At 32.4% G+C, this 23,131-nt stretch carries 21 protein-coding genes; 12 read left to right on the top strand and 9 right to left on the bottom strand.

All coding sequences use genetic code 11. The features are described from left to right. The first annotated feature begins 180 nt into the window (after positions 1–180). Positions 181–3,387 carry a cytochrome c biogenesis protein CcsA gene (ccsA, locus tag BUC29_RS17175; RefSeq protein WP_073417403.1) on the top strand — a complete coding sequence of 1,069 codons (3,207 nt, stop codon included), beginning with the start codon at positions 181–183 and terminating at the stop codon, positions 3,385–3,387. A 47-nt stretch (positions 3,388–3,434) separates the two neighbouring features. On the opposite strand, the gene BUC29_RS17170 is transcribed toward ccsA, so the two are convergent. The 3 genes from BUC29_RS17170 to BUC29_RS17160 all read right to left on the bottom strand — a co-directional run bounded on the left by BUC29_RS17170 (position 3,435) and on the right by BUC29_RS17160 (position 5,226). Beyond that, on the bottom strand, positions 3,435–3,821 hold the full coding sequence (locus tag BUC29_RS17170; protein WP_073417402.1) for a DoxX family protein: 387 nt from the start codon (positions 3,819–3,821) through the stop codon (positions 3,435–3,437). 86 nt (positions 3,822–3,907) lie between these two features. Continuing rightward, positions 3,908–4,696, bottom strand: a complete 789-nt coding sequence (locus tag BUC29_RS17165; protein WP_073417401.1) for an anti-sigma factor — start codon at positions 4,694–4,696, stop codon at positions 3,908–3,910. Then, positions 4,696–5,226, bottom strand: a complete 531-nt coding sequence (locus BUC29_RS17160; protein ID WP_073417400.1) for an RNA polymerase sigma factor — start codon at positions 5,224–5,226, stop codon at positions 4,696–4,698. Before BUC29_RS17160 ends, BUC29_RS17165 begins: the two co-directional genes overlap by 1 nt. Positions 5,227–5,985: 759 nt before the next feature. On the opposite strand from BUC29_RS17160, the gene BUC29_RS17155 reads away from it, so the two are divergent. Continuing rightward, a complete protein-coding gene (locus BUC29_RS17155) occupies positions 5,986–6,573 on the top strand; it encodes a glutathione peroxidase (RefSeq protein ID WP_073417399.1) in 588 nt (195 codons plus the stop codon). A 208-nt stretch (positions 6,574–6,781) separates the two neighbouring features. Here the strand turns inward: BUC29_RS17155 and BUC29_RS17150 are convergent, their stop codons facing one another. Together BUC29_RS17150 and BUC29_RS17145 are read right to left on the bottom strand one after the other, a co-directional pair. Continuing rightward, positions 6,782–7,279 carry a GNAT family N-acetyltransferase gene (locus BUC29_RS17150; RefSeq protein ID WP_073417398.1) on the bottom strand — a complete coding sequence of 166 codons (498 nt, stop codon included), beginning with the start codon at positions 7,277–7,279 and terminating at the stop codon, positions 6,782–6,784. An 81-nt stretch (positions 7,280–7,360) separates the two neighbouring features. Beyond that, the gene (locus BUC29_RS17145; protein ID WP_073417397.1) at positions 7,361–8,536 is read right to left on the bottom strand and encodes a thioredoxin family protein; all 1,176 of its coding nucleotides are present in this window, start codon (positions 8,534–8,536) and stop codon (positions 7,361–7,363) included. 177 nt (positions 8,537–8,713) lie between these two features. On the opposite strand from BUC29_RS17145, the gene menD reads away from it, so the two are divergent. The 8 genes from menD to BUC29_RS17105 all read left to right on the top strand — a co-directional run bounded on the left by menD (position 8,714) and on the right by BUC29_RS17105 (position 17,589). Then, positions 8,714–10,378: a 2-succinyl-5-enolpyruvyl-6-hydroxy-3-cyclohexene-1-carboxylic-acid synthase gene (gene menD / locus BUC29_RS17140; RefSeq protein ID WP_073417396.1), complete on the top strand. Its 1,665-nt coding sequence runs from the start codon at positions 8,714–8,716 to the stop codon at positions 10,376–10,378. Between the two features lie 93 nt (positions 10,379–10,471). Beyond that, positions 10,472–10,813 (top strand): DUF2853 family protein, encoded by a 342-nt coding sequence (locus BUC29_RS17135; RefSeq protein ID WP_073417395.1) that lies wholly within the window; start codon positions 10,472–10,474, stop codon positions 10,811–10,813. Positions 10,814–10,957: 144 nt separating this feature from the next. Next, positions 10,958–11,815, top strand: a complete 858-nt coding sequence (locus BUC29_RS17130) for a CvfB family protein (protein WP_073417394.1) — start codon at positions 10,958–10,960, stop codon at positions 11,813–11,815. A gap of 713 nt (positions 11,816–12,528) precedes the next feature. Further along, positions 12,529–13,362 (top strand): 1,4-dihydroxy-2-naphthoyl-CoA synthase, encoded by an 834-nt coding sequence (locus BUC29_RS17125; protein ID WP_073417393.1) that lies wholly within the window; start codon positions 12,529–12,531, stop codon positions 13,360–13,362. A gap of 93 nt (positions 13,363–13,455) precedes the next feature. Next, positions 13,456–14,418: a 1,4-dihydroxy-2-naphthoate octaprenyltransferase gene (gene menA, locus BUC29_RS17120; protein WP_073417392.1), complete on the top strand. Its 963-nt coding sequence runs from the start codon at positions 13,456–13,458 to the stop codon at positions 14,416–14,418. 27 nt (positions 14,419–14,445) lie between these two features. Next, positions 14,446–15,123, top strand: a complete 678-nt coding sequence (locus BUC29_RS17115) for a metal-dependent hydrolase (RefSeq protein ID WP_073417391.1) — start codon at positions 14,446–14,448, stop codon at positions 15,121–15,123. 146 nt (positions 15,124–15,269) lie between these two features. Next, the gene (locus tag BUC29_RS17110; protein ID WP_073417390.1) at positions 15,270–16,472 is read left to right on the top strand and encodes a tetratricopeptide repeat protein; all 1,203 of its coding nucleotides are present in this window, start codon (positions 15,270–15,272) and stop codon (positions 16,470–16,472) included. A gap of 58 nt (positions 16,473–16,530) precedes the next feature. Beyond that, on the top strand, positions 16,531–17,589 hold the full coding sequence (locus tag BUC29_RS17105; RefSeq protein WP_073417389.1) for an o-succinylbenzoate synthase: 1,059 nt from the start codon (positions 16,531–16,533) through the stop codon (positions 17,587–17,589). Between the two features lie 62 nt (positions 17,590–17,651). On the opposite strand, the gene BUC29_RS17100 is transcribed toward BUC29_RS17105, so the two are convergent. After that, a complete protein-coding gene (locus BUC29_RS17100; protein ID WP_073417388.1) occupies positions 17,652–18,206 on the bottom strand; it encodes a hypothetical protein in 555 nt (184 codons plus the stop codon). 16 nt (positions 18,207–18,222) lie between these two features. Beyond that, positions 18,223–19,044 carry an OmpA family protein gene (locus BUC29_RS17095; protein WP_244160841.1) on the bottom strand — a complete coding sequence of 274 codons (822 nt, stop codon included), beginning with the start codon at positions 19,042–19,044 and terminating at the stop codon, positions 18,223–18,225. A gap of 284 nt (positions 19,045–19,328) precedes the next feature. Between BUC29_RS17095 and BUC29_RS17090 the strand changes: the two genes are divergently transcribed. Continuing rightward, a complete protein-coding gene (locus tag BUC29_RS17090; RefSeq protein ID WP_073417386.1) occupies positions 19,329–19,805 on the top strand; it encodes a CYTH domain-containing protein in 477 nt (158 codons plus the stop codon). A gap of 3 nt (positions 19,806–19,808) precedes the next feature. Continuing rightward, positions 19,809–20,777, top strand: coding sequence for a YpdA family putative bacillithiol disulfide reductase (locus BUC29_RS17085; protein ID WP_073417385.1), 969 nt, complete (start codon positions 19,809–19,811; stop codon positions 20,775–20,777). A 148-nt stretch (positions 20,778–20,925) separates the two neighbouring features. On the opposite strand, the gene BUC29_RS17080 is transcribed toward BUC29_RS17085, so the two are convergent. Beyond that, a complete protein-coding gene (locus BUC29_RS17080; protein WP_073417384.1) occupies positions 20,926–22,494 on the bottom strand; it encodes a protein adenylyltransferase SelO in 1,569 nt (522 codons plus the stop codon). A 78-nt stretch (positions 22,495–22,572) separates the two neighbouring features. Then, complete coding sequence (gene msrA / locus BUC29_RS17075; protein WP_073417383.1) at positions 22,573–23,106, bottom strand: peptide-methionine (S)-S-oxide reductase MsrA; 534 nt, start codon at positions 23,104–23,106, stop codon at positions 22,573–22,575. Between the last annotated feature and the right edge of the window lie 25 nt (positions 23,107–23,131).

The raw sequence follows: 23,131 nt of genomic DNA, 5'->3' as shown, positions 1-23,131 counted from the left end.
TTTATGTTTTTGTTTACCATAAAAAAATAAAAAGATTTAAAAAATAATCCGTTTAATCTGTGAAATCTGTGGCCCAAAACTCAATCCGATTATTTGGTTTTTATTAACAAATTATCCTAACGGCTAATCAACATTTTTAAGTACTTTTGTCGCACTTTTATACAATGTAATCCCTAAGAAATGGATAAAAAAATATTCTCTTTTTTGTTTTCTACACGATTAATGGCCGTTCTTTTTTTAACATTCGCAATTGCAATGGGTGTTGGAACTTTTATAGAAAGTAAATACAATACTGATACGGCCAGAATTTTAATATACAATACCTGGTGGTTTGAAGCGATAATGTTCATTTTTATGATTAATTTCTTCGGAAATATCAAACGTTATCAGTTGCTTAAAAAAGAAAAATGGGCAACGTTTTTACTTCACATTGCTTTTGTTTTTATCATTTTAGGAGCTTTTATTACACGTTATATTAGTTATGAAGGAATGATGCCGATTCGCGAAGGCGCAACAGAAAATCAGCTTTATTCAGACAAAACATTTTTAACTGTTTTTGTTGACGGAGAATATAAAGGTGAAATGAAACGCAGGGTTTTTGAAAAAAGCCTTTTGCTTTCTCCGGTAACCAATAATGATTTTACGATTTCAGGAAAATTTGATGAAACTCCATTTGAAGTTACCTATTCTAAATATATAATGGGAGCTAAGGAAGTTGTTAAACCAGACCCAAACGGAACTTTATACATTAAATTGGTTGAAGCCGGAGCAGGCGGACGTGAAGAACATTACCTTAAGGAAGGTGAAGTTCAAAACATTCACAACGTATTATTTGCTTTAAATAAACCTACAGAAGGTGCTATTAATATTAATACTAAAGGAGAAAAATATACTATTCAGACTCCATTTGAAGGAGAATTTATGCGAATGGCAGATCAGCTAAAAGGAAAAGTTACAAAAGATAACGTTCAGCCTTTGATGATGCGTTCTTTATACAGTATTGGCGATATCAGAATCGTTTTTCCAGAACCTGCAATGAAAGGAAAAATAGATTATGAATCTAATAATGATTTTAAAGCAAAATCTCATACAGATGCTTTAGTTGTAAAAGTAAAGGCCGAAGGACAGGAAAAAGAGGTTATGGTTATGGGGTCCAAAGGTAGTGTAGGGGAACCAAAAACTGTAAAAATTGGCAATAAAGAATATTCTCTATTTTACGGAAGTAAAGCGTATGTTTTGCCTTTTAGAATTAAATTGAATGATTTTATAGCAACAAAATATCCAGGAACAGAAAAAAGTTATTCTGCATTTGAAAGTAAAGTAACCGTTTTAGATTCTGCAGAAACTTTTGACGCTGATATTTATATGAATCACGTTTTGGATCATAAAGGATATCGTTTCTTTCAGTCATCATTTGACCCAGATGAAAAAGGAACAGTTCTATCTGTAAACCACGATTTTTGGGGAACTTCAATCACATATTTAGGATATTTTATGCTGTTCTTTGGTTTAATGGCAATTATGTTTACAAAACATTCTCGATTTGGAGATTTAAAGCGCAAATTAGAAGGCGTTAAAAAGAAAAAAGAAAAACTAATTACGATTTTGGTTTTAATGATTGGTTTGAGTGGTTTCGCACAACAAAATCCTCATGTACATTCTCACGATCACGATCATAATCATACAGCAGATCCAAATGATCACGCTAATCATGTTACAGCGCCGCCAAGCAAAAAACAATTAGATTCGTTATTAACTATCTATAAAGCTCCTGAAGCGCATGCTGCAAAATTTGGACGTTTGATTATTCAGGATGCCGGAGGACGCATGAAACCTATTAATACATTCTCATCTGAATTACTTCGAAAAGTAAGTCACGCTGACACTTATAACGGAATGAATTCTGATCAGGTATTTTTGTCAATGACGCAATATGCCCAGGTTTGGATTCAGGTTCCGCTTATTTACATAAAATCAGGAAATGATAGTATTCGTAAAATTATTGGCGTTGACAAAGAAGCAAAATTTGCCCCTTTTGTTAATTTCTTTGATGAAAACGGAAACTATAAACTTTCTCCTTATTTGGATGCTGCTTATAAAGCCGGAAATCCAAATCAGTTTGAAAAAGATTTTATCGAAACAGATAAAAAGGTAAACTTAATGGAATCTGCTTTAAGCGGAAGTATTTTGAAAATTTTTCCAGTTCCAAACGATCCAAACCATAAATGGGTTTCCTATTTAGAGCGTAATGACAAAGGTTTTAAAGGAATGGATTCTACATATGTAAATCAAATTCTTCCATTATATTTCAGCGCCTTAAATAATGGTTCTATTTCTAAAAACTGGGATACAGCAGATCAATTGGTCGAAAGTATAAATGGTTTCCAGAAGAAATTTGGAGCAAAAGTTCGTCCTAGTGAACAAAAAATTGATGCTGAAATCGCTTATAACAAATATGACGTCTTTAAAGTATTGCCTTATTGGTATATAACAGCTTCTATTTTAATGTTGATTTTTACGATCGTAAATATCTTTTTTGAGAAAAAATGGCTGCGTATAACTATAAACGGTTTCCATATTATTGTCGGATTATTGTTTGCGCTTCACACATTAGGATTAGTTGCACGCTGGTATATTTCCGGACATGCTCCGTGGAGTAATGCTTACGAATCGATTGTTTATGTGGCGTGGGCAACGATGTTTTTTGGTTTGGCATTCGACAGAAAATCAAAACTTACAGTAGCTTCTTCTGCCTTTGTAACAGCAATGATTTTAATGGCAGCATACATGAACTGGATCGATCCGGAAATTGCAAACTTACAACCTGTTCTTAATTCATATTGGTTAATGATTCACGTTGCTGTAATTGTAGCAAGTTATGGACCTTTTGCATTGGGAATGATTTTAGGTTTCGTTGCCTTGATTTTGATTTTCTTTACAAATGAAAGTAACAAAGCCAAAATGAGCCTTAACGTAAAAGAAATTACCTATATCAACGAAATGGCCTTAACAATTGGTTTAATTATGCTTACTATTGGTAACTTCCTTGGAGGACAATGGGCAAATGAAAGCTGGGGACGTTACTGGGGCTGGGATCCAAAAGAAACATGGGCTTTAATTTCGATTATGGTTTACGCATTTGTAATTCACGCTCGCTTTGTACCAGCTTTACGCGGAAAATGGTTCTTTAACTTAATGAGTATGTTTGCTTTTATTTCTATTTTGTTTACTTATTATGGAGTAAATTTCCACTTAGTTGGTCTGCATTCATACGCAACCGGAGAAGCACATTCATTAAACTGGATTTACTATTCTATGGGAACAATTGCTGTAATTGGTGCTATAACATATCCGAGTTACAGAAAATTCTATAAAACTAAAAAGTAATTTTTTAAGATATAAGAAAAGGTTCAGTAGTTAAGCTGAACCTTTTTTTATGCTGAAGATCCAATTTTGAAACCATTTGGGTACATAATTGCCAGAAGAACACAAATCAACAAAAAGTTATATTCGACACCGTTTCTGCCGCCTCCTACAACAAACCAGCCTTCCTGAAAATGAACCAGGACAATACCCATTACTAAAATAAAAATAGTTACAAAGCCTGCGGGTTTTACATATTTATTTAAAAGCAATAATATAGCCGCAACCACATGCGAAATCTTAATGGACCATGCCAGGAAAACGCCAAAAGGAGCGAAGCCAATTTGATTTAAATACAAATTTCCAAAATCGTTTATTCCGTTATTAAACATGCCAAAAACAGAATGGGTAAGTAAAATAATTGCTGTAGCAATTCTCAAAAGTAAAATACCGTTCATAATCTATAATGTTGATTTTTAGTAAAATAAAAAAGCGCATATTAAAAGTAATTAATATGCGCTTCTATTTATAAATTTTTTAGTTTTTACACTTTTCCTAAAGTATATAATTGTTCCATTGTAGGTGTTGGGCTTCCTCCGGCTGGCTCAAGAGTAATTCCAAATGCTTCTGCAGAATCTGTCTGACTTACAGCAAAGATTTTTTGCTTATTTGCTTCAAAATTATCCAGTAAACCTATACTTGTAGGCGTAAGAACCGGGCTTAATTTTAAAGACCAAACCTGATACACTTTTCCTTTTGGTGGTGCTGGTAAACCTGCAGCATCTATATAAGTAGTTTTTGTTTCTTTATTCCAGTACACTTTTGCAAAAGAAGTAGGAGAAACTGCCTGACCGCCAAGTGTTACTCCGGTGTTTTTAATATCTCTAACAATGCTCAAGTTTTTCTCCGTTTGTTTATTTTGTTGATCTAAGAATGCATATTCTCTTTCGATTTTATTCTTTTCATTACCAACATTAGAGATTACTTCTTTTGTTTTAGTTAATTCTAATGTTTGATATCCAAAACCTAGCAACAATAATACAGCAGCTGCCCATCCAACATACTGTGTCCAGTTTGATGCAGGTTTTAAATCGACTACTTTGCCATGTTTAAGTTCTAGACGAGCTTTAATTTTTTCGAAGTTTTCTACAGAGTGAAATGGAGCAAAACTAGATGATAAAGCCACAATTGCTCTTTCTATAGCAATAATTTCGTCGTCAACTTCTTTGTTATTTTTTGCCAGTTCGGCAATTTCCAGATTCTCTTTTTCGGTCAATAAGCCGTAAACATAAAGTTCCAGAATTCCTGATTCTATGTATTCTTGTGCTTCCATTATATTTTTAAATAATTTCTTAAATCGTTAATACAGTTTCTGTTTTGTGTTTTGATGGTCCCCAATGGCAGCGCTAATTCTTCCGAAGCTTCCTGCTGGGTATATCCTTTGAAAAATAATAAATCTATAATCTCTATACATTTTGGTTTCAGTTTTTTAACGAATTCCTGAATACCAATTGTATCTATTCGATTAGTTAATTTATTACTGTCATCTAACAGATTTACGAAATTATCTGAAGAAAGGTTTTTTTGACTGTTATTATAATTTTTAGATCTCAGTTTGTCAATCGAAGTATTCCTTGCAATATTAAGGATCCAGGTATAAAAACGGCCTTTACTTTCGTTATAAGAATCGACATTTTTCCAGATTTTTACAAAAACTTCCTGCAAAACGTCTTCGGCTTCTTCACGATTTTTGATTAAAACATTAATGACAGAAAACAAACTTTTTGAGTACATATCATACAAATATGTAAAAGCCCTTTCGTCTTTTTTGTAAATTAAAACTAACAATTCTTCTTGACTCATAGATTTAGGATTTTTAAAGCTTAGACAAATTTATAAATACTTTTTTTTATAACCTGAGATAAAGATAATTCATTTTTTTGTGAAAAATAATATTTTTTTTAGTAGTCTTAACCTTAGAAAAATAAGGGTTTTAACCACAATTAAGAAAAAAAGTGCAATTTTTTTTACTTTTTTTAAATCCAAAAGCAAACCTGTTACGTATATGCCTATAAGAAATGAAAACGGAAATTAAAAACTTTTTCAGGGTTCATAAACTGAAGTTTTAAAGTTATAAAATATGATGTGGATAAATAAAATTAAAATATTAATTGTGGGTTTAACAACTGTTTTATCGCTGATACATTTTAGCAATAATGATTTTAAAAAAGAAATTGTTCAAAATAAATTTGAATTGAAATTAAAATAAAAAACGGATAAGATATTGAATAGTTGATGTCTTCGGACTTCCAGTCGAAAATTTTAAAATTAATGGTAATCTAACATTTACGAACTGAAATTTCCACTTACTAAAAGCCATTGATAACTGAATTAGTGAGATTAATATTAAAAAAGATTTTCAATATAACCGGGGCATCAACTATAATTTAAAATATATAAGAGAAACAATTAATTCATGGTTTGATTTGTTTGTATGGGGGGAAGCCCGGCGCCTGATTAACGCCGGGCTTCATTTTTTATTTAACTTATATTTAATAAAAATAAAGCACACAAAAACATTCTGCAAAACAGATTTTAATTAATTTTATAAAAAAATATACAATGAAAAAAATACTATTTATAGCTTGCAGTGCCATATTTTTTTTAAGCACGCAGACTCAGGCTCAAAAAAGCACTAATAAATTATCTAAATCAGATAAAGCTATGGCAAAAGAAACAATTTATCAGTTTAAGGTTGAAGATTTATCAGGAGATACTTTTGATTTTGCATCTTTAAAAGGTAAAAAAATCATGATTGTAAACACAGCATCAAAATGCGGATTGACGCCTCAATACAAAGATCTTGAAGCTATTTACAAAGAATATAAAGACAAAGGATTTGTAATTGTTGGTTTCCCTGCAAATAATTTTGCTTCTCAGGAACCTGGAACAAATAAAGAAATAGAAACTTTCTGCCAGCAGAATTACGGTGTAACTTTTCCAATGATGAACAAAGTTTCTGTAAAAGGGAGTGATATGTGCGAAGTGTATAAGTTCCTTACCGAGAAATCGAGAAATGGTTTACAAGATTCTGAAGTTGAGTGGAATTTTCAAAAATATCTAATTAATGAAAAAGGTGAATTGGTAAAAGTGATTAAACCAAGAACGCTGCCAACAGATCCTGAGGTAATTAACTGGATTAAAAGCTAATTAGTTATTTTAGTAAAAAAAATCCCCAAATTTGATTATTTCAAATTTGGGGATTTTTTTAAGGTACAAAAAGACAAAGTTACAGAGTAATAAAGGTTTTTCTCAAAGTCCTGTCATTTTGCCTTCGGCGAAATAATAACAAAACAAATATAGAATCTGTAATAATCCATGCTTATGCAATAGCCAATCCGCAAAATCCACGTGCTATCTATACCAATATCAACTGCATAAATACTAAATCGAGCCAGTGGTCAAATTTATAACCAACTTCACGTATTGTTCCGGTTGATACAAAACCAAATTTTTCATGAAAGGCAATGCTTCCGGCATTATCAGCATCAATTGCACCAATCATAACGTGATAACCTTGTTCTTTTGCTAAACGAATCAGTTCTGTTAATAATTTTGATCCAATACCTTTTCCAATAACATGATCTACTACATAAACAGAATGTTCTACAGTATATTGATATCCAATCTTTTCCCGAAACTGACCGTAACTTCCAAAACCTACAACTTCGCCGTCTAAATCGGCAACTACAATAGGCAGGTTTTTAGCTTTTTTATCTTCAAACCATTTTGTTTGCACTTCAAGAGTTTGAATATCATAACTATAATTTGCAGTTGTATTTAAAATAGAATGATTTACAATTTCAAGAATTTTTTCTAAATCCTTTGTAGTTGCCGGTCTAAGTTTTAGGTTCATGGTTTTGTTGTTTTTTGCCGCAAATTCACGAATTTTAATTAGAATAATTTGTGAATTCGTGGCCAATAATAATTTTTAAGTTTATTTAGAATTTAATTCAGCGAGCAAAGTATCAACATCTTTGGTATTCCAGCCCATTTCTTTACCAATCGCTTTAGCGTCTTTAGCATATTTTAAAGCCGATTTTTTGTCTTTTAATTTATTATAAAGCCTTGAAATAAGTAAGTTTCCGTCATATGAATCACTAATTTCTAAAGAATGCTTAACCCACAAAATTGATTTTTTAAGGCTTTCAGGATCATTAATATGTTTTAAATAAGTTTGTCCGATGTCTTTTAAAAAGCTGGCATCATTCCAAACCAGTTTTTCAGTATCTTCAAGCGTAACTTTTTTATAAAAATCCCATTTTTCGGTTCGTTCAGCAAGCGTTAGATCAAATTTAAAAACTAGAGAATCTGTTTTTTGTAATCGGATTGATTTTGCAACTTCTCTCTGCTTATAATAATTTACTGTATCCAGATTATCAACAAGCGGGCGAAGTAATTCATTTACAATATTTTCGATTTTTCGATCAACACGATTTTGAGAAGCCACAGCTGCAAATTCTTTTTGATGTTTTAAAACAAATTGAAATTCCCGTGAATTAATATCCGTAACGCCATTCGCAATAACGCGCCAGTTTGTTTCGCTTATCAATTGAGCATCAGATTGCGTTTGTAGATAAATATGAGTAGGAATCGACAATTCGGTTCTGTCTTTTCCTTTTTTTAATGTGTTTAAATATGCAAAAAACGTATCAGAATTACCCGGATCTGCTAAAAATTGTTTTTGTAAATACGGAAGCTGAAATTTTGGATTTAAAGCATAATTGGCTTCGGCTAAAAAATCAGCGGTTTTCATTTCACCTTTTAAAGCATATAAAAGCGTTTCATTTGAATCCAGAAATAAAAAAGCAGGGAGAGAAGTAGTTTTAAATTTATTTTTAAGCGCAATACCTTCTTCTTTTTCAACATTTTTCCAAACGCATACATAATTTTTATTCAAAAAATCCATTACTTTCGGATCGCTGAAAACTTCTTTTTTCATCAAATTACAATGCGGACACCAGTCTGCGTAAAGCATTACAAAAACAGGTTTATTATCGGTTTTAGCATTTTCTAATGCAGTTTTGTATGATATTCCGTCTGTAGTAAATTGATTTTGAGATCTTGCTGTTTGTAAAAAAACAAATAGCAAAAGCAAATGTAAGAAACGCATAAAGAGTTTATTTTAATGAAAGAAAATTCCGTTTTACAAATATATTCCCTTTTTCTAAAAACAGTCTTAATATCTTCCTAATATATAAGTTAAATCAAGCGCGAAGTTTGTAACTTTGTATTCGCAAAAGAAAATTTTAAGTGACAATTTTCTTCAAAAAATATACACCGTTTTAGAATGATTTACCCCAAAATAGCGCTTGCACAAAGCATTATCGAGATTTGTTCAGCAAAAGGAATTCACAATATAATAATTTCTCCGGGTTCGCGAAATGCACCTTTAACGATTGGTTTCGCCCAAAATCCAAATTTTAAATGTTACAGTATTGCCGATGAACGCTGTGCGGCATTTTTTGCATTGGGAATTGCTCAGCAGACCCAAAAACCAACTGCTGTTGTATGTACATCAGGATCAGCTTTGTTGAATTATTATCCGGCAGTTGCCGAGGCATTTTACAGCCAGATTCCATTAATTGTAATTTCGGCCGATCGTCCGCAAAATAAAATCGATATTGGCGACGGACAAACCATTCGACAGGAAAATGTATTTTTAAATCACTCGGTTTACAATGCAAATTTAACCGAAGAAGCTTCTGCAGAAAATGATTTGAAAATCAATAAAGCCATAGAAACTGCTATTTCTCAAAAAGGGCCGGTACATATTAATGCACCTTTTGAAGAGCCTTTATATGAAACAGTTTCAGAGCTTACTGTGGAGCCAAAAATTACACATGCAGAAGAAATAATTCCAGCTAAAATTATTGAAAATAGCGCAGAATTTGTTTCGATCTGGAATTCGGCTAAACGAAAATTAATTCTTATTGGCGGAATAAACGAAGTGAATTCAATTGATAAGGAAATCTTGGAAAATTTTGCCGGCGATCCATCAATTGTTGTGCTTACAGAAACGACATCAAACTTACATCATCCGAGTTTTATCAATAGCATTGATTCTTTAATTACCCCTTTTGATGATGCTGATTTTCAGGATTTAGAGCCCGAAGTTTTAATTACTTTTGGCGGAATGATCGTATCAAAGCGTATCAAAGCATTTTTAAGAAAATATAAACCTGCACATCACTGGCACATAGACACTTTACGAGCTTATGATACATTTAATGCTTTAAGTAAACATTTTGTGATGGAACCTAATGATTTCTTTAAAGATCTGCTTCCAAAAACAGAATTTACAGCAAGTGATTATTTTGCTAAAATTGATTCAATTTACGCCCTAAGAAATATCAGAAAACAGGAATATCTAAAGAAAATCCCATTTTCAGATTTTAAAGTATTCGAAAAAGTTATTGAATCGCTTCCTAAAAACAGTCAGCTTCAAATAAGTAATAGTTCAGCCATTCGTTATGCACAATTAATAGAAATTGATCCTTCAATAGAAGTTTTCTGCAACAGAGGAACAAGCGGAATTGACGGAAGTACTTCTACAGCAGTTGGTGCGGCTGTTGCGAGCTATAAACAAACCGTTTTTATTACTGGCGACATTAGTTTTTTGTACGATAGTAATGCTTTATGGAATTCTTATATACCTAAAAATTTCAAAATTATTTTAATTAATAATGGAGGAGGAGGTATTTTTAGAATTTTGCCGGGACATCAGGAAAAACCGGTTTTTAATACTTATTTTGAAACTTCACATCAATTAACTGCTGAACATTTAGCGAGAATGTATCAATGTAATTACTTTAAAGCTAATGATTTGGATGAACTTAATGTGAATCTGGTAAAATTGTATGATTCTAATGATGCACCTTCAATATTAGAAGTTTTTACGCCAACAGTTGAAAATGATGTTATTCTAAAACAATACTTTAAAGAATTAGTATAATATTTTGTAGGTTAAATTGTGTTAAATTTTTGCTTTGCTTTTTAATATTATTTAGATTTGGTTGCATAAATAATAACCAATATTAAATATATTATGAGCAAAAGAGATGAACTAATCAAGAAGTATGCGGCTGATTTGAAAGAGAAATGTGGAGTAACTCCAAATATGGATTTATTAACGAAAGTTACAATTGGCTGCGGACCAGCAATATATAATGATGATGCATCAGTTGTAGCGGGTACTCAGGAATCAGAACTGGAAACAGTAAAAAAGAACTTTTTAGTAAAAAAATTAGGTTTACCAGACAGTCCTGAATTATTTGGAGCAATACATGCAGTATTAGAAAAATACGGAAAATTTAACAAACATAAATACAGAGCTGTTGTATATTATTTATTAACAGTTCACTTTAAAAAAGAAAGTGTTTATAAGTAAAATTGAAACAGGAAAAGCGTCAGAATAGGACGCTTTTTCTTTTTATAGCTTCAATCCAAAACATTTTTAGGTTTACCATTTTCAAAGTTCGTACATTTGCACTTTAAAAGCTCAGAAGCTTTTCAAATTAGAATCTTAAGAAAAATGCTGGAAATAGGAAAATACAATACACTTACTATATTACGTGATACAAAAGTAGGGCTCTTTTTAGGAAATCCTGAAAAAGATCCAGACGGGGTTCACGACGTTTTATTACCAAACAAATATGTCCCAAATGAATTTGAAATAGGTGAAGAACTTGTTGTTTTCGTTTATTTGGATCACGAACAACGTCCCGTTGCAACCACACTTGAACCTTATATTTTACTGAATGAATTTGCTCTTTTAAGAGTAAATTACATCAATAATGTTGGTGCGTTTATGGACTGGGGAATGGAAAAAGATATTTTGGTACCGTTTAAGGAACAGGCACGGCCAATGGAAAAGGGCAAACGCTATTTGGTGTATTTATATCTGGATAAAAAAACAAACCGTTTAGTCGCATCAAGTAAAACAAATCAGTTTTTGAGCAATGATCATTTAACGGTAGAAAAAGGAGAAGAAGTAGATTTAATTGTTTCGCATATTACAGAAATTGGTATTAATGTAATTATTAATGAGAAACATAAAGGCCTTTTGTATAAAGATGAAGTTTATGATGATTCGATAAGAACCGGAGACAGAATGCGCGGTTATATTAAAAATATCCGTCCTGATCATAAAATAGATGTAGCTTTACAAATACAAGGTTATCAAAGTATTGAGCCTAATGCAGAAAAGATTTTAAGTGAATTGAGAGCCAACCGCGGATTTTTGCGTTTAAATGATAATTCGCATCCAGAAGATATTAAAACAGTTTTGAAAATGAGTAAAAAAACTTTCAAAAAAGCTGTTGGTGCTTTATACAAAGACAAACTTATCGAAATTAAAGAAGACGGGATTTATCTGGTAAAGGAAAATTAAATTTTAATATTTTTATAACAGAAAAGGCCGCTCATTACAAGCAGCCTTTCCCTTTTTATTCTAGTTTTAAAAAAAATTGTAATTAAAAAAAAACAGAAATAAAATAATTCGAATTCATCTCGAAAGTAATAGCTTTACGAATTTTAGAAATTACCTTCTTAATGGTATGTCTTTAAACAATTGATGCGTTTATCTTAAAAAGCAAAAATTTAATTTCACGGCTAATCCATTTGGTTTAATAAAATAACTTATAGAAAGTTTTAGTTAGCATTTTTTCCTCTTTTCGTAATCAATTTTATACTAATTACAAAACAATTCTAGCGTTTAACCTTAGGTGTTACTATCTCCTTTTTGAAATTTTGACAAACGAATAAATCATTTGCTCGTTCTTTGCAGGTTTATTTATCAAAACCATAAAAAACTGAGCGACAAATTTTTTAAATTTTCTCAAAAAAATCATTTTTTAGGTTAATAAATCAGTGAAAGAAAATCAATCTTATATCAATAAAATAACTTGTATCTCATTGATTTCTAGGGTGTAAAATTACTTATTATTTTTTAAAACTAATGTTAAAAAGTGTTATTTTTTGTACGCTTACCTTAATTGTTAACATTGAAACAAAAATTAGCTGTGAGTTAAACAAAATTCAATAGGAGAAAATGTAAAAAATGCTTTATTTTTACACTATAATTTTAAAACAAAACAAATAGAAATGGATTGGATCACAGCCAGAGAATTTGAAGATATAACCTATAAAAAATGTAACGGAGTTGCCAGAATTGCTTTTAACAGACCCAATGTTAGAAATGCTTTCAGACCAAAAACAACTTCAGAATTATACCAGGCTTTTTACGACGCACAAGAAGATACTTCAATTGGAGTGGTTTTGCTTTCTGCAGAAGGACCATCGACAAAAGACGGTATTTACTCTTTTTGCAGCGGAGGCGATCAAAATGCGCGTGGACATCAGGGATATGTTGGTGATGACGGACAGCATCGTTTGAATATATTAGAAGTTCAAAGATTAATTCGTTTTATGCCAAAAGTTGTTATTGCTGTAGTTCCGGGCTGGGCTGTTGGCGGAGGACATAGTTTACATGTTGTTTGTGATATGACTCTGGCAAGTAAAGAACACGCTATTTTTAAACAAACTGATGCTGATGTAACTAGTTTTGACGGTGGTTACGGATCTGCATATCTTGCTAAAATGGTGGGACAGAAAAAAGCCCGTGAGATTTTCTTTCTAGGTAGAAATTATTCTGCTCAGGAAGCTTTTGAAATGGGAATGGTAAATGCTGTAATTCCTCATGACCAATTAGAAGCAACGGCTTATGAATGGGCTCAGGAAATTCTTCAAAAATCACCAACTTCGATCAAAATGCTAAAATTTGCCATGAACCTGACTGATGACGGAATGGTAGGACAGCAGGTTTTTGCCGGAGAAGCTACACGTTTAGCATACATGACAGAAGAAGCAAAAGAAGGAAGAAATGCCTTTTTGGAAAAAAGAAAACCAAACTTTGGCGAAAACAAATGGATACCGTAAATTAATAAATTGTCTAAGGTTTCAGGTTTCAAGTTGCACGTTAAGTGAATAACTCGAAACTTGAAACTTAAAACCAAATAAACAAAAATATAAATGAAACACTGGATTGAAGCCGCAAGACTGCGTACATTACCTTTATCAGTTTCCGGAATTATAGTTGGAAGTATTTATGCACTTTCAAACCCAACAGAAACTATCAATACTCCAACAGAAGTTTTTAGCTGGAAGATTTTTGGTTTCGCACTTTTAACAACGCTTGGTTTGCAGGTTTTGTCCAATTTTGCTAACGATTATGGTGATGGGGTAAAAGGAACAGACAATGTTGACAGAGTTGGCCCGCAGCGTGCCATTCAAAGCGGAATTATAACGCCGCAGGCAATGAAAAAGGCGATTATAATCACATCAATATTGACTTTATTATCAGCAATAATTCTTATTTATTTTGCTTTTGGAAAAGACAATTTTGGTTATTCGATTTTTTTCTTGTTACTGGGTATTGCAGCCATTATTTCGGCAATTCGTTATACTGTAGGAAATTCAGCTTACGGATATAAAGGATTTGGCGATTTATTTGTTTTTATTTTCTTCGGACTTGTAAGCACTTTAGGTGTTAACTTTTTATATTCAAAAGAAGTAGATCCGCTTCTAATTCTTCCCGCGGTTTCAATTGGTTTATTAAGTGTTGGAGTTTTAAACCTAAACAATATGCGCGATGAAGAATCAGACAGAAAATCAGGAAAAAATACAATTGTAGTGCAAATGGGCGGAGCAAAAGCAAAAAAATACCATTACTTTTTGATTATTACCGCTATGCTTTTAGTAATCATTTTTGCTGCTTTAAGCGATTATCGTTTCGATCAATATTTATTTTTACTGGCCTATATTCCTTTAACTAAACATTTAATTACGGTCTATAAAAACCAAAACCCTAAGCTTTTAGATCCTGAATTAAAAAAACTGGCACTAAGTACATTCCTGTTATCAATACTATTAACAGTTTGTATGATTTCGTTGATATCAGACATAATTGTGAATCTATTTTTAGGAGGAAGATAATTGAAGTTAAACTTTAAATATTAAAAAATGAAAATTACATTTTACGGACACGCATCTTTAGGTATCGAAGTTGGAGGAAAACATATTATTGTTGATCCGTTTATTTCGGGAAATCCGCAGGCTGCCGCTATAGACATAAACACATTAAAGGCTGATTATATTTTACTTACTCATGCGCATAGCGACCATGTTTTAGATGTTGAAACTATTGCAAAAAACACTAATGCGGTTATAGTTTCAAATGCCGAAATTACGAGTTATTATGCTAAAAAAGGTTTCAACGCACATCCAATGAATCATGGCGGAAGCTGGAAATTTGATTTTGGAAAAGTAAAATATGTAAACGCCATTCACTCAAGTTCTTTTCCGGATGGTACTTATGGCGGAAATCCTGGCGGATTTGTAATCGAAGGCGAACATAAAAACATTTATATAGCAGGAGATACAGCACTTACTTACGATATGAAGTTAATTCCGTTGAGAACAAAATTAGATTTGGCAATTCTTCCAATCGGAAATAATTTTACAATGGACGTTGAAGATGCTATCATCGCTTCTGATTTTGTTGAATGCGATAAAATTCTGGGATATCACTTTGATACTTTCGGTTATATCGAAATCAACCACGAAGAATCAATTCGCAAATTCTTTGATAAAGGAAAAGATTTAATGCTGCTTGCCGTTGGAGAATCTATAGAATTATAAGAATTTTGTTTTGGCATAATATATGTCATCTTGAAGAAGGAGAAATTGCACACGTTTAATCAACAAAGAATAACTTTTTTGTAGAATTTCAAAGTGCAATTTCTCCTTCGTCAAAATGACAAAAAATAAAATCATCATTTAGAAATATGAATTTTAAAAGAATATTTTTAATCCTTTTAATCACCTTAACTTATAAAGTTTTTGCTCAAAAAGACGGTTATTGGGATAAAGAACGAGCTACAACAAAAGAAGTTTTGGTTTCTGCCGGAGAACGCATTGTTGTAAAAACAGAAGATTTACCAGTTGGCACAACTGAAATTGTTTATCGTATTACACTTCTCGACAAAAATCAGCAAATGGCAAATAGCTTGGTTTCTTTACTAAAAGCTATTCCAGATCCTTACGGAATTGGACAGGGATCGGCAGGAGCCGTTTTTTTAATGTCTAAAATTTCGGGAGACGATCAATGCACGTATTCCCTTTTTACTTCAAATGAAAATGCCAAAAAATATATTAGCGATGGAAAAATAGATACGGCATGTTATTCGCAATCCGAACCAGTAAGTAAAGATGCCAAACGAATTTCTTTAGACAAAAACTCTTGTTTAAAAGAAAACACAACAACAATCTGGTTTGGTTTTGAAAGTAAAAATTGGTTTTTGAGCCAAAAAATTGTTTTAGAAGTTGTGCCGTGGGTCGATACCAAATTAAACCGCGGATGGAATCAGGATAACAAAAATGAAATTATAAGTCTTTGTAAAACATCTACAATGGCTCAAAAAATGGCCAATTCTGATGATTTTTGCGTTTGCATTCTTGACAAGATAATGAAACAATATCGTTATTCAGAATTTCAAAAACTGCTTGCAGTAGAAAAAACGAAAGTTTATAAAGATTTTGGAAATGCATGCTATAAAGATGCCGATATTTCTAAAAATATCTATAATGATTTAAGAAATCAGGCAGCATCTTTAATAAAGCAGCAAAAATATAATGAAGCGATTCAGAAATTAAACACTATAATTAATGACGGAAAAGCAACGGCATTAGATTACAGTTCTATTGGTTATTCTTATATTTTGACAAAACAATATGCAAAAGCATTGAAGTTTTTGCAGGAAGGCGAAAAACTTGATGACACTGAATTATTGGTAAAATTAAATTTGGCCCACGTTTATTTGGTTAGTAACAATTACAGTGATGCAAAAGCAATCTATAAAAAATACAAAGATCAAAATGTTACTGACACTATAAGCTGGAAAGACAAAACAAAAGCTGATTTTGCCATTTTTGAAAAAGCGGGTTTACCTTCAAAAGATTTCGAAAAAGTTTTAAAATTATTTAACTAAGGTGCTAAGTTCTAAATATCTTATAATCTTAAACACCAGCATATCAGTGCCTTAAAAAATGAAAGCGACTTATCACAAATACATGCTCGAGTTTAAGCGTCCGTCTGGGACGTCGCGTGGTATTATGATTGAAAAAGAAACCTGGTTTATTATTCTTGAAGAAAATGGTAAAATCGGAATAGGTGAGTGTGGTATTCTTCGTGGTTTAAGTGCCGATGATCGTCATGATTACGAAGAAAAACTAAAGTGGGCCTGCGAAAATATTGATTTAGGTGAAAAAGTACTTTGGGAATCTTTGCTGGAATTTCCTTCAATACAATTTGGAATTGAAATGGCTTTTTTATCCCTAAAAAGTGAAACCCCGTATTTACTTTTTCCATCTAATTTCACCAATAATTCTGAATCAATTGAGATAAATGGTTTGGTTTGGATGGGGGAGCCGGCATTCATGAAACAACAAATAGAAGAAAAATTAGCCGATGGTTTTAACTGCATTAAGCTAAAAATTGGAGCAATAGATTTTCAAAAAGAACTTGAATTATTAGAGTTCATCCGAAATCATTTTTCTGCAGAAGAAATTGAAATTCGGGTCGATGCAAATGGCGCATTTACTTTAGATGAAGCTTTAAATAAACTTAATCAATTACATAAATTTCAGCTGCATAGCATCGAACAGCCAATTAAAAAAGGAAATATTATGGCTATGCGCGATTTGTGCAAAATTACACCTTTTCCAATCGCATTAGACGAAGAATTAATTGGCATTTTCTCATTTGAAGAAAAAGAAAAACTGCTGCGTGAAATTAAACCACAGTATATTATTTTGAAACCCAGTTTTATTGGCGGTTTTAGAGGAACGCAAGAATGGATTACATTGGCCGAAAAATACAATATCGGCTGGTGGATTACCTCTGCATTAGAAAGTAATATTGGTTTAAATGCCATTGCACAATGGACATTTACATTAAATTCAAATATGCCTCAGGGATTAGGAACCGGAGCACTTTATACTAATAATTTTGATTCACCATTAGAAGTTTCAAAAGGTAAATTATGGTATAATACATCTCTAAAATGGGATTTTTTTAAGGTTCAAAGTGACATAGGTTCAAAGTGACAAAGTTTCAAAAGCAAAAAAACTTTGTCCCTTTGTTAATCTGCACCTTTTATATTTATTTTTCACTCTTTCCCTCCAAGCATACTTTCCTGCCATTCTTTTAATTCCTTCCATTTTCCTTCATAAGCAAATAAAGCTTGTTTCGCCCACGTGCTTGGGTTATGAATTGCATAATTTTCGCCTCCTGCATCTAAAATCGACTGAAGTTTCTCTGTCGAAGATTGCGAAAGATCATACCAGGTTTTAATTCCGGCTTCGTTAAATAATGCTTCAATTTTTGGCCCAATCCCCTCTACAATTTTCAAATCGTCTTGTTTAATTTTTTTACCTAAAACGTTTGTCGCTAAATCGCTGTCAAAAACAACTGTTGCTGCAGTTGCTGCAAAAGATTTTGGCACAGATGAAGAAACTTTTGCGTGAGCTGCGGCCAAATCTGCTTCTAATGAAGAAATTTTAGTATTTAAATTCTTTGTGTTTGCTTTGCAGGCATCTAAATCTGCCTGTAATGACGCCAAAAGTGAATCATCTCCTTTTGAATTTAATTTACCTAAAAGATAACCTAAAATCCCACAGATTATTCCCACTATAATTGGTATTAAGATACATGGTAAGTTCATAGTAGTATATTTTTAATTATTTGATTGTAATTACTGTACGTCTGTTACTCGCTCTTCCTTCGGTAGTAGCATTATCTCCAACGGGTTCATCTGGGCCTTTTGATTCTATATCAATTCTGGCAGCCCCAATTCCATTTTTAATTAAATAGCTTTTAGAAAATTCAGCTCTTTTTTGCGCCAGAGCTATATTCATTTCTCTGTTTCCAACGTTATCACTATGACCAACAATCAAAACAGAAGCATTTTTTATATTTTCTAAATATTTAATAATATCGGACAGTTTCTGGTCTTCTTCATTGTTTAAATTAAAGTTCGATTTATTTGTATTAAAATGCAGAATTAAAGGATTAGTGTTGATTTTATCTTTTAATACACTCCAGTCGCCATTTGCTGTAGAAACTGCATGGAGAATCTCAAATTTATATTCTACCAGACCAATAAGTGTGTCTGAAATTGTTTTCCAACTACTCACAATTTCTCCTTTAACCTCAAATTGAGATGCCGCTAAACCTTTAGCAACAAAGAAATTTTTAACTTCATTTGCCCTTGCCAAACCAAGATTTTCAAATTGTGTTGTATTCTTTTCTTCTGAAGCCGCATAACCGGTTATTATAATTTTTTGCTTTGGATTTGAAACTAAAAAAGTATTTAGTTTTTCGATTCCAATTGAGATGGAGTCACTGATTGGCTGAATTATCGCAGCATTATTTTTAAGAAATTTAAAATTTTCATTTGTTTTAAATTCAAATTCGGAACCATTTAGTACAAAAGGGACAAAATTATCGCTCTTAACTGCCGCTGGCGTTACTTTTTCTGTATTGGCCCTGGTTTCTGACATACTGCAGTTACAACAAAATTTTACATACAAAAAAGTACCTAAAATTATTGTTAGCAAAATGCCTAATAGATAAAGTGCTTTTTTAGACATAAGTAGAAAATTAAGGTTCAATCAAATTTAGCGAAAATTAAAATTTGTAACATATTAATAATCAATCAAATTGGTTGCATTTTAGACCAGTAAAGTTTTAAAATAAAAAGCCTTTTATCGTTAGAATTTTAAAAAGTGAATTCCGTGACTGAATTAAATTGAGTAACTTGCAGTAAAATAAATTTAGACTAAAAATGCTCGAAATAGAAAGAAAGTTTCTTGTAAAATCGAATGATTTTAAAGAACAGGCATTTACACAAAATAAAATTGCTCAGGGATATTTGAGTTCAATTCCGGAACGAACTGTTCGTGTGAGAATAAAAGGTGATAAAGCTTTTTTAACCATAAAAGGGATTGGACAACAAGGAGGGATGTCGCGTTTTGAATGGGAAAATCAAATTCCGCTTGACGAAGCTGAAGAACTATTGAAATTATGTGAGAAAGGCAAAATCGAGAAAACCCGTTATGAAATTAAATCTGGAAATCATGTTTATGAAGTAGATGAATTTTACGGAGAAAATGAAGGATTGATTATGGCAGAAATCGAACTGCAGTCTGAAACAGAAAGCTTTGAAAAACCAGATTGGCTTGGAGAAGAAGTTACAAATGACGAAAGATACTACAACGCTTATTTGAGCAAAAATCCTTTTAAAAACTGGGGAAAAGAATAATTTATGACTAATCAATATGATTTAATTATTGTGGGTGGCGGTCCAATAGGATTGGCTTGCGCAATTGAAGCTCAAAAGAAAAACTTAAAATATTTAATAATAGAAAAAGGTGCAATTGTAAATAGTATTTTTAATTATCCTTTGTATATGACCTTTTTCTCTACTGCCGAGAGACTTGAAATTGGAGATATTCCCTTTAATTGCTTAGCGCCAAAACCCGGGCGTCAGGAAGCTTTAGAATATTACCGAAACATTCACAGATATTTTAATTTCAACATCAATTTATTTGAAAGAGTATTAGAAATTAAAAAAACTGAAACTTCAATTTTTAAAATTGCTACAGATAAAAGTTTATACAAATCCAAAAATGTGATTATTGCAACGGGTTTTTATGATATTCCGATCTTAATGAATGTAAAAGGTGAGGAACTGCCAAAAGTTCGTCATTATTATAAAGAAGCACACGAATATGCTTTTAGAAATGTTTTGGTGGTTGGTGCCAATAATTCTTCTGTCGATGCAGCTTTAGAATGTTGGAGAAAAGGGGCCAATGTAACGATGGTTATTCGCAAAAATGAAATTAACAGCAGAGTAAAATATTGGGTTAAACCCGATATTAAAAACCGAATTGCAGAGGGAAGCATAAAAGCGTATTTTGAATCTAATATTACTGAAATACGCGAAAATGAAGTTGAAATTGAAACTCGAAACGGAAAAATCACAATTGATAACGATTTTGTCTTAGCTTTAACAGGTTATAAACCAGATCTGAACTTTCTTGAAAATATTGGAATTCATCTTTCAAATGATGAATTAAAAATTCCAACTTATAATCCGGAAACTATGGAGACAAATGTTGAAGGATTATTCCTGGCAGGCGTTGTGTGCGGAGGAATGCAGACACATAAATGGTTTATCGAAAATTCAAGAATCCATGCTAATATGATTGTGGATTATATTACTTCGAAATAGTTTTTTTCGCCACGAATTCACGAATTTTCACTAATAGATTATAATCTCTTTTGTAAGTTGTCACATCGAGCGAAGTCGAGATGCGCGTGTGTTTTCGACTTCGCTCAAACTGACAAAATATTAATTCGTGAATTCGCGGCTGAAAAAATTAAGAGCTGCAAGAAAGCATTGAACAGCCAACTTTAGTTCGTGCCCAATCCGGACGTTTTGCGAACCATTTTTCGTTTTCAGGCTGTTCATCATATGGCTTTTGTAAAAGCTTATACAACTCATCTACCAATGAATAATCGCCTTTGTCAGCTGCATCGATCGCTAATTGCGCCATATAATTTCGAAGTACATATTTTGGATTTATTAAGTTCATTTTTTGTGAACGTTCTTCGTCTGATAATTTTTCAGCATTTAATCTTTGTAAATAAACAGTGAACCATTTTTTCCACGCATCCAAAATATCTCCTGAAACTTCTTCGATTTTATAAAATGCAAATTGAACTTTCTCAATTGCTTTTTCTACAGAATCCGCTTTTTTGACAGAGCTTAAATTTCTAAAAAAGATTGTCATATCGGTTTCTGTTAATTGCAAAATAGCTTCTAAATTGTCTATTAAATTATTATCAGCTTCTCTTGAAGTAAATATCCCTAACTTACTTAAAAACATTTGATTATAATCTTCAATAAAATTATCCATAAACGATTCTAAGATTTTTTCTAATCCCTCAGTTTCATTAATTAATGGATAAATTGCATTGGCTAATTGGTATAAATTCCAATGAGCAACTTGTGGTTGATTTTCAAAACGATATCTTCTATTTTGGCTGTCTGTAGTATTTGGTGTCCAGTTTGGATCGTAGTTTTCAAGCCAGCCATAGGGACCATAATCAATTGTAATTCCGTGAACGGACATATTATCGGTATTCATTACACCATGAACAAAACCAACTCGCTGCCAATGCAAAATCATTTCGCGTGTCGTGTCGGCTACTTTTTTAAAGAATTGCAAATATTGCTCTTTGGGCTCGCCTGTAATTTCTGGAAAATAATGTTTGATAGTATATTCGACAAACTGTTTGAGATTTTTTAGCTCATTGCGTGCAGCCAGCATTTCGAAACTTCCAAAACGAATAAAAGAAGGGGCAACGCGGCAAACTATAGCGCCTTTTTCGTAAGCTGGGTTTCCATTGTACAAAATATCACGCAAAACCTGATCTCCGGAAAGAATCAACGAAAGTGATCGGGTAGTAGGTACGCCCAAATGATACATGGCTTCAGCGCATAAATATTCTCGTATTGAAGAGCGTAAAACAGCCAAACCATCGGCAGTTCTTGAATAAGGAGTTTTTCCGGCACCTTTTAATTGAAGCGTAAAAAACTGATTGTTATTTTCAATCTCAGTTAAATTGATAGCACGTCCGTCGCCCAGTTGTCCGGCCCAGTTTCCGAATTGATGCCCGGCATAACACATGGCGTAAGGTTGTGTTTCAGGAAGAATTTCTTTTCCTGAAAAAACATTTAAAAATTCTTCTGATTGAATTTCATCTTTAGAAATCCCGACTAATTCTGCGACCTCTTCAGAAACGTGAATTAATTCTGGATTTGAAGGTTTTGTTGGATTTACATACGAGAAAGCTGTATTTTTAACCTGACGAGTTTCATTTGTCAAATCTGGATCTGCAGGTAATTCGGCAGTAAATCGATTATTTATTTTTAAATTTTTCATAAGAGAATTATAAATAGCCACAGATTTCGTAGATTAAAAAAAATCTTTTAATCCAGATGATCTGTGGCTTAAAAAATATTAGCCAATTAATTTATCAGCATACATTTTTTTTAGCTTGTTAACTTTTGGGTCAATTACGAACTGACAGTATCCTGCTTCCTGATTATCGTTGTAATAATTTTGATGATAATCTTCGGCTTCGTAAAATACCTCAAAAGGTTTTAACTGAGTTACAATTGGATCTGCATAAACAGGCTGAACTTCTGTAAAAACCTGCTCCGCAATTTCTTTTTGCGTTTCGTCATGATATAAAATAATAGAACGGTATTGTGTTCCGCTGTCACCGCCCTGACGGTTTAATGTTGTTGGATCATGACTGGTCATGAAAATAGTTAATAAATCATGATATGAAATTATGTCAGAGTCAAATGTAACCTGAACAACTTCTGCATGACCTGTACGTCCCGTGCATACTTCACGGTATGCCGGATTTTTTATAAAACCATCTGAATAACCAGATTTTATTGTTTCAACTCCTTTTAAACGCTGAATTACAGCTTCTACACACCAAAAACATCCACCACCAAAAGTGGCTGTTGATAAATTTCCCATAAATGTATTTGTTTAAGTTTATATG

The organism is Flavobacterium defluvii, assembly GCF_900129555.1.
GTDB classification, from domain to species: domain Bacteria; phylum Bacteroidota; class Bacteroidia; order Flavobacteriales; family Flavobacteriaceae; genus Flavobacterium; species Flavobacterium defluvii.
Note: the sequence above shows the minus strand (reverse complement) of the source record. Positions and strands in the feature narration are given on the sequence as shown.

What these genes read in the sequence shown, in the direction of transcription:
- msrA (WP_073417383.1), bottom strand. Translation starts at nt 23,106, where the DNA reads ATGGGAAATTTATCAACAGCCACTTTTGGTGGTGGATGTTTTTGGTGT.
- BUC29_RS17110 (WP_073417390.1), top strand. Translation starts at nt 15,270, where the DNA reads ATGAATTTTAAAAGAATATTTTTAATCCTTTTAATCACCTTAACTTAT.
- BUC29_RS17105 (WP_073417389.1), top strand. Translation starts at nt 16,531, where the DNA reads ATGAAAGCGACTTATCACAAATACATGCTCGAGTTTAAGCGTCCGTCT.
- BUC29_RS17155 (WP_073417399.1), top strand. Translation starts at nt 5,986, where the DNA reads ATGAAAAAAATACTATTTATAGCTTGCAGTGCCATATTTTTTTTAAGC.
- BUC29_RS17170 (WP_073417402.1), bottom strand. Translation starts at nt 3,821, where the DNA reads ATGAACGGTATTTTACTTTTGAGAATTGCTACAGCAATTATTTTACTT.
- BUC29_RS17100 (WP_073417388.1), bottom strand. Translation starts at nt 18,206, where the DNA reads ATGAACTTACCATGTATCTTAATACCAATTATAGTGGGAATAATCTGT.
- BUC29_RS17135 (WP_073417395.1), top strand. Translation starts at nt 10,472, where the DNA reads ATGAGCAAAAGAGATGAACTAATCAAGAAGTATGCGGCTGATTTGAAA.
- BUC29_RS17160 (WP_073417400.1), bottom strand. Translation starts at nt 5,226, where the DNA reads ATGAGTCAAGAAGAATTGTTAGTTTTAATTTACAAAAAAGACGAAAGG.
- BUC29_RS17085 (WP_073417385.1), top strand. Translation starts at nt 19,809, where the DNA reads ATGACTAATCAATATGATTTAATTATTGTGGGTGGCGGTCCAATAGGA.
- BUC29_RS17165 (WP_073417401.1), bottom strand. Translation starts at nt 4,696, where the DNA reads ATGGAAGCACAAGAATACATAGAATCAGGAATTCTGGAACTTTATGTT.
- BUC29_RS17115 (WP_073417391.1), top strand. Translation starts at nt 14,446, where the DNA reads ATGAAAATTACATTTTACGGACACGCATCTTTAGGTATCGAAGTTGGA.
- ccsA (WP_073417403.1), top strand. Translation starts at nt 181, where the DNA reads ATGGATAAAAAAATATTCTCTTTTTTGTTTTCTACACGATTAATGGCC.
- BUC29_RS17125 (WP_073417393.1), top strand. Translation starts at nt 12,529, where the DNA reads ATGGATTGGATCACAGCCAGAGAATTTGAAGATATAACCTATAAAAAA.
- BUC29_RS17130 (WP_073417394.1), top strand. Translation starts at nt 10,958, where the DNA reads ATGCTGGAAATAGGAAAATACAATACACTTACTATATTACGTGATACA.
- BUC29_RS17080 (WP_073417384.1), bottom strand. Translation starts at nt 22,494, where the DNA reads ATGAAAAATTTAAAAATAAATAATCGATTTACTGCCGAATTACCTGCA.
- menD (WP_073417396.1), top strand. Translation starts at nt 8,714, where the DNA reads ATGATTTACCCCAAAATAGCGCTTGCACAAAGCATTATCGAGATTTGT.
- BUC29_RS17095 (WP_244160841.1), bottom strand. Translation starts at nt 19,044, where the DNA reads ATGTCAGAAACCAGGGCCAATACAGAAAAAGTAACGCCAGCGGCAGTT.
- BUC29_RS17145 (WP_073417397.1), bottom strand. Translation starts at nt 8,536, where the DNA reads ATGCGTTTCTTACATTTGCTTTTGCTATTTGTTTTTTTACAAACAGCA.
- BUC29_RS17090 (WP_073417386.1), top strand. Translation starts at nt 19,329, where the DNA reads ATGCTCGAAATAGAAAGAAAGTTTCTTGTAAAATCGAATGATTTTAAA.
- BUC29_RS17150 (WP_073417398.1), bottom strand. Translation starts at nt 7,279, where the DNA reads ATGAACCTAAAACTTAGACCGGCAACTACAAAGGATTTAGAAAAAATT.
- menA (WP_073417392.1), top strand. Translation starts at nt 13,456, where the DNA reads ATGAAACACTGGATTGAAGCCGCAAGACTGCGTACATTACCTTTATCA.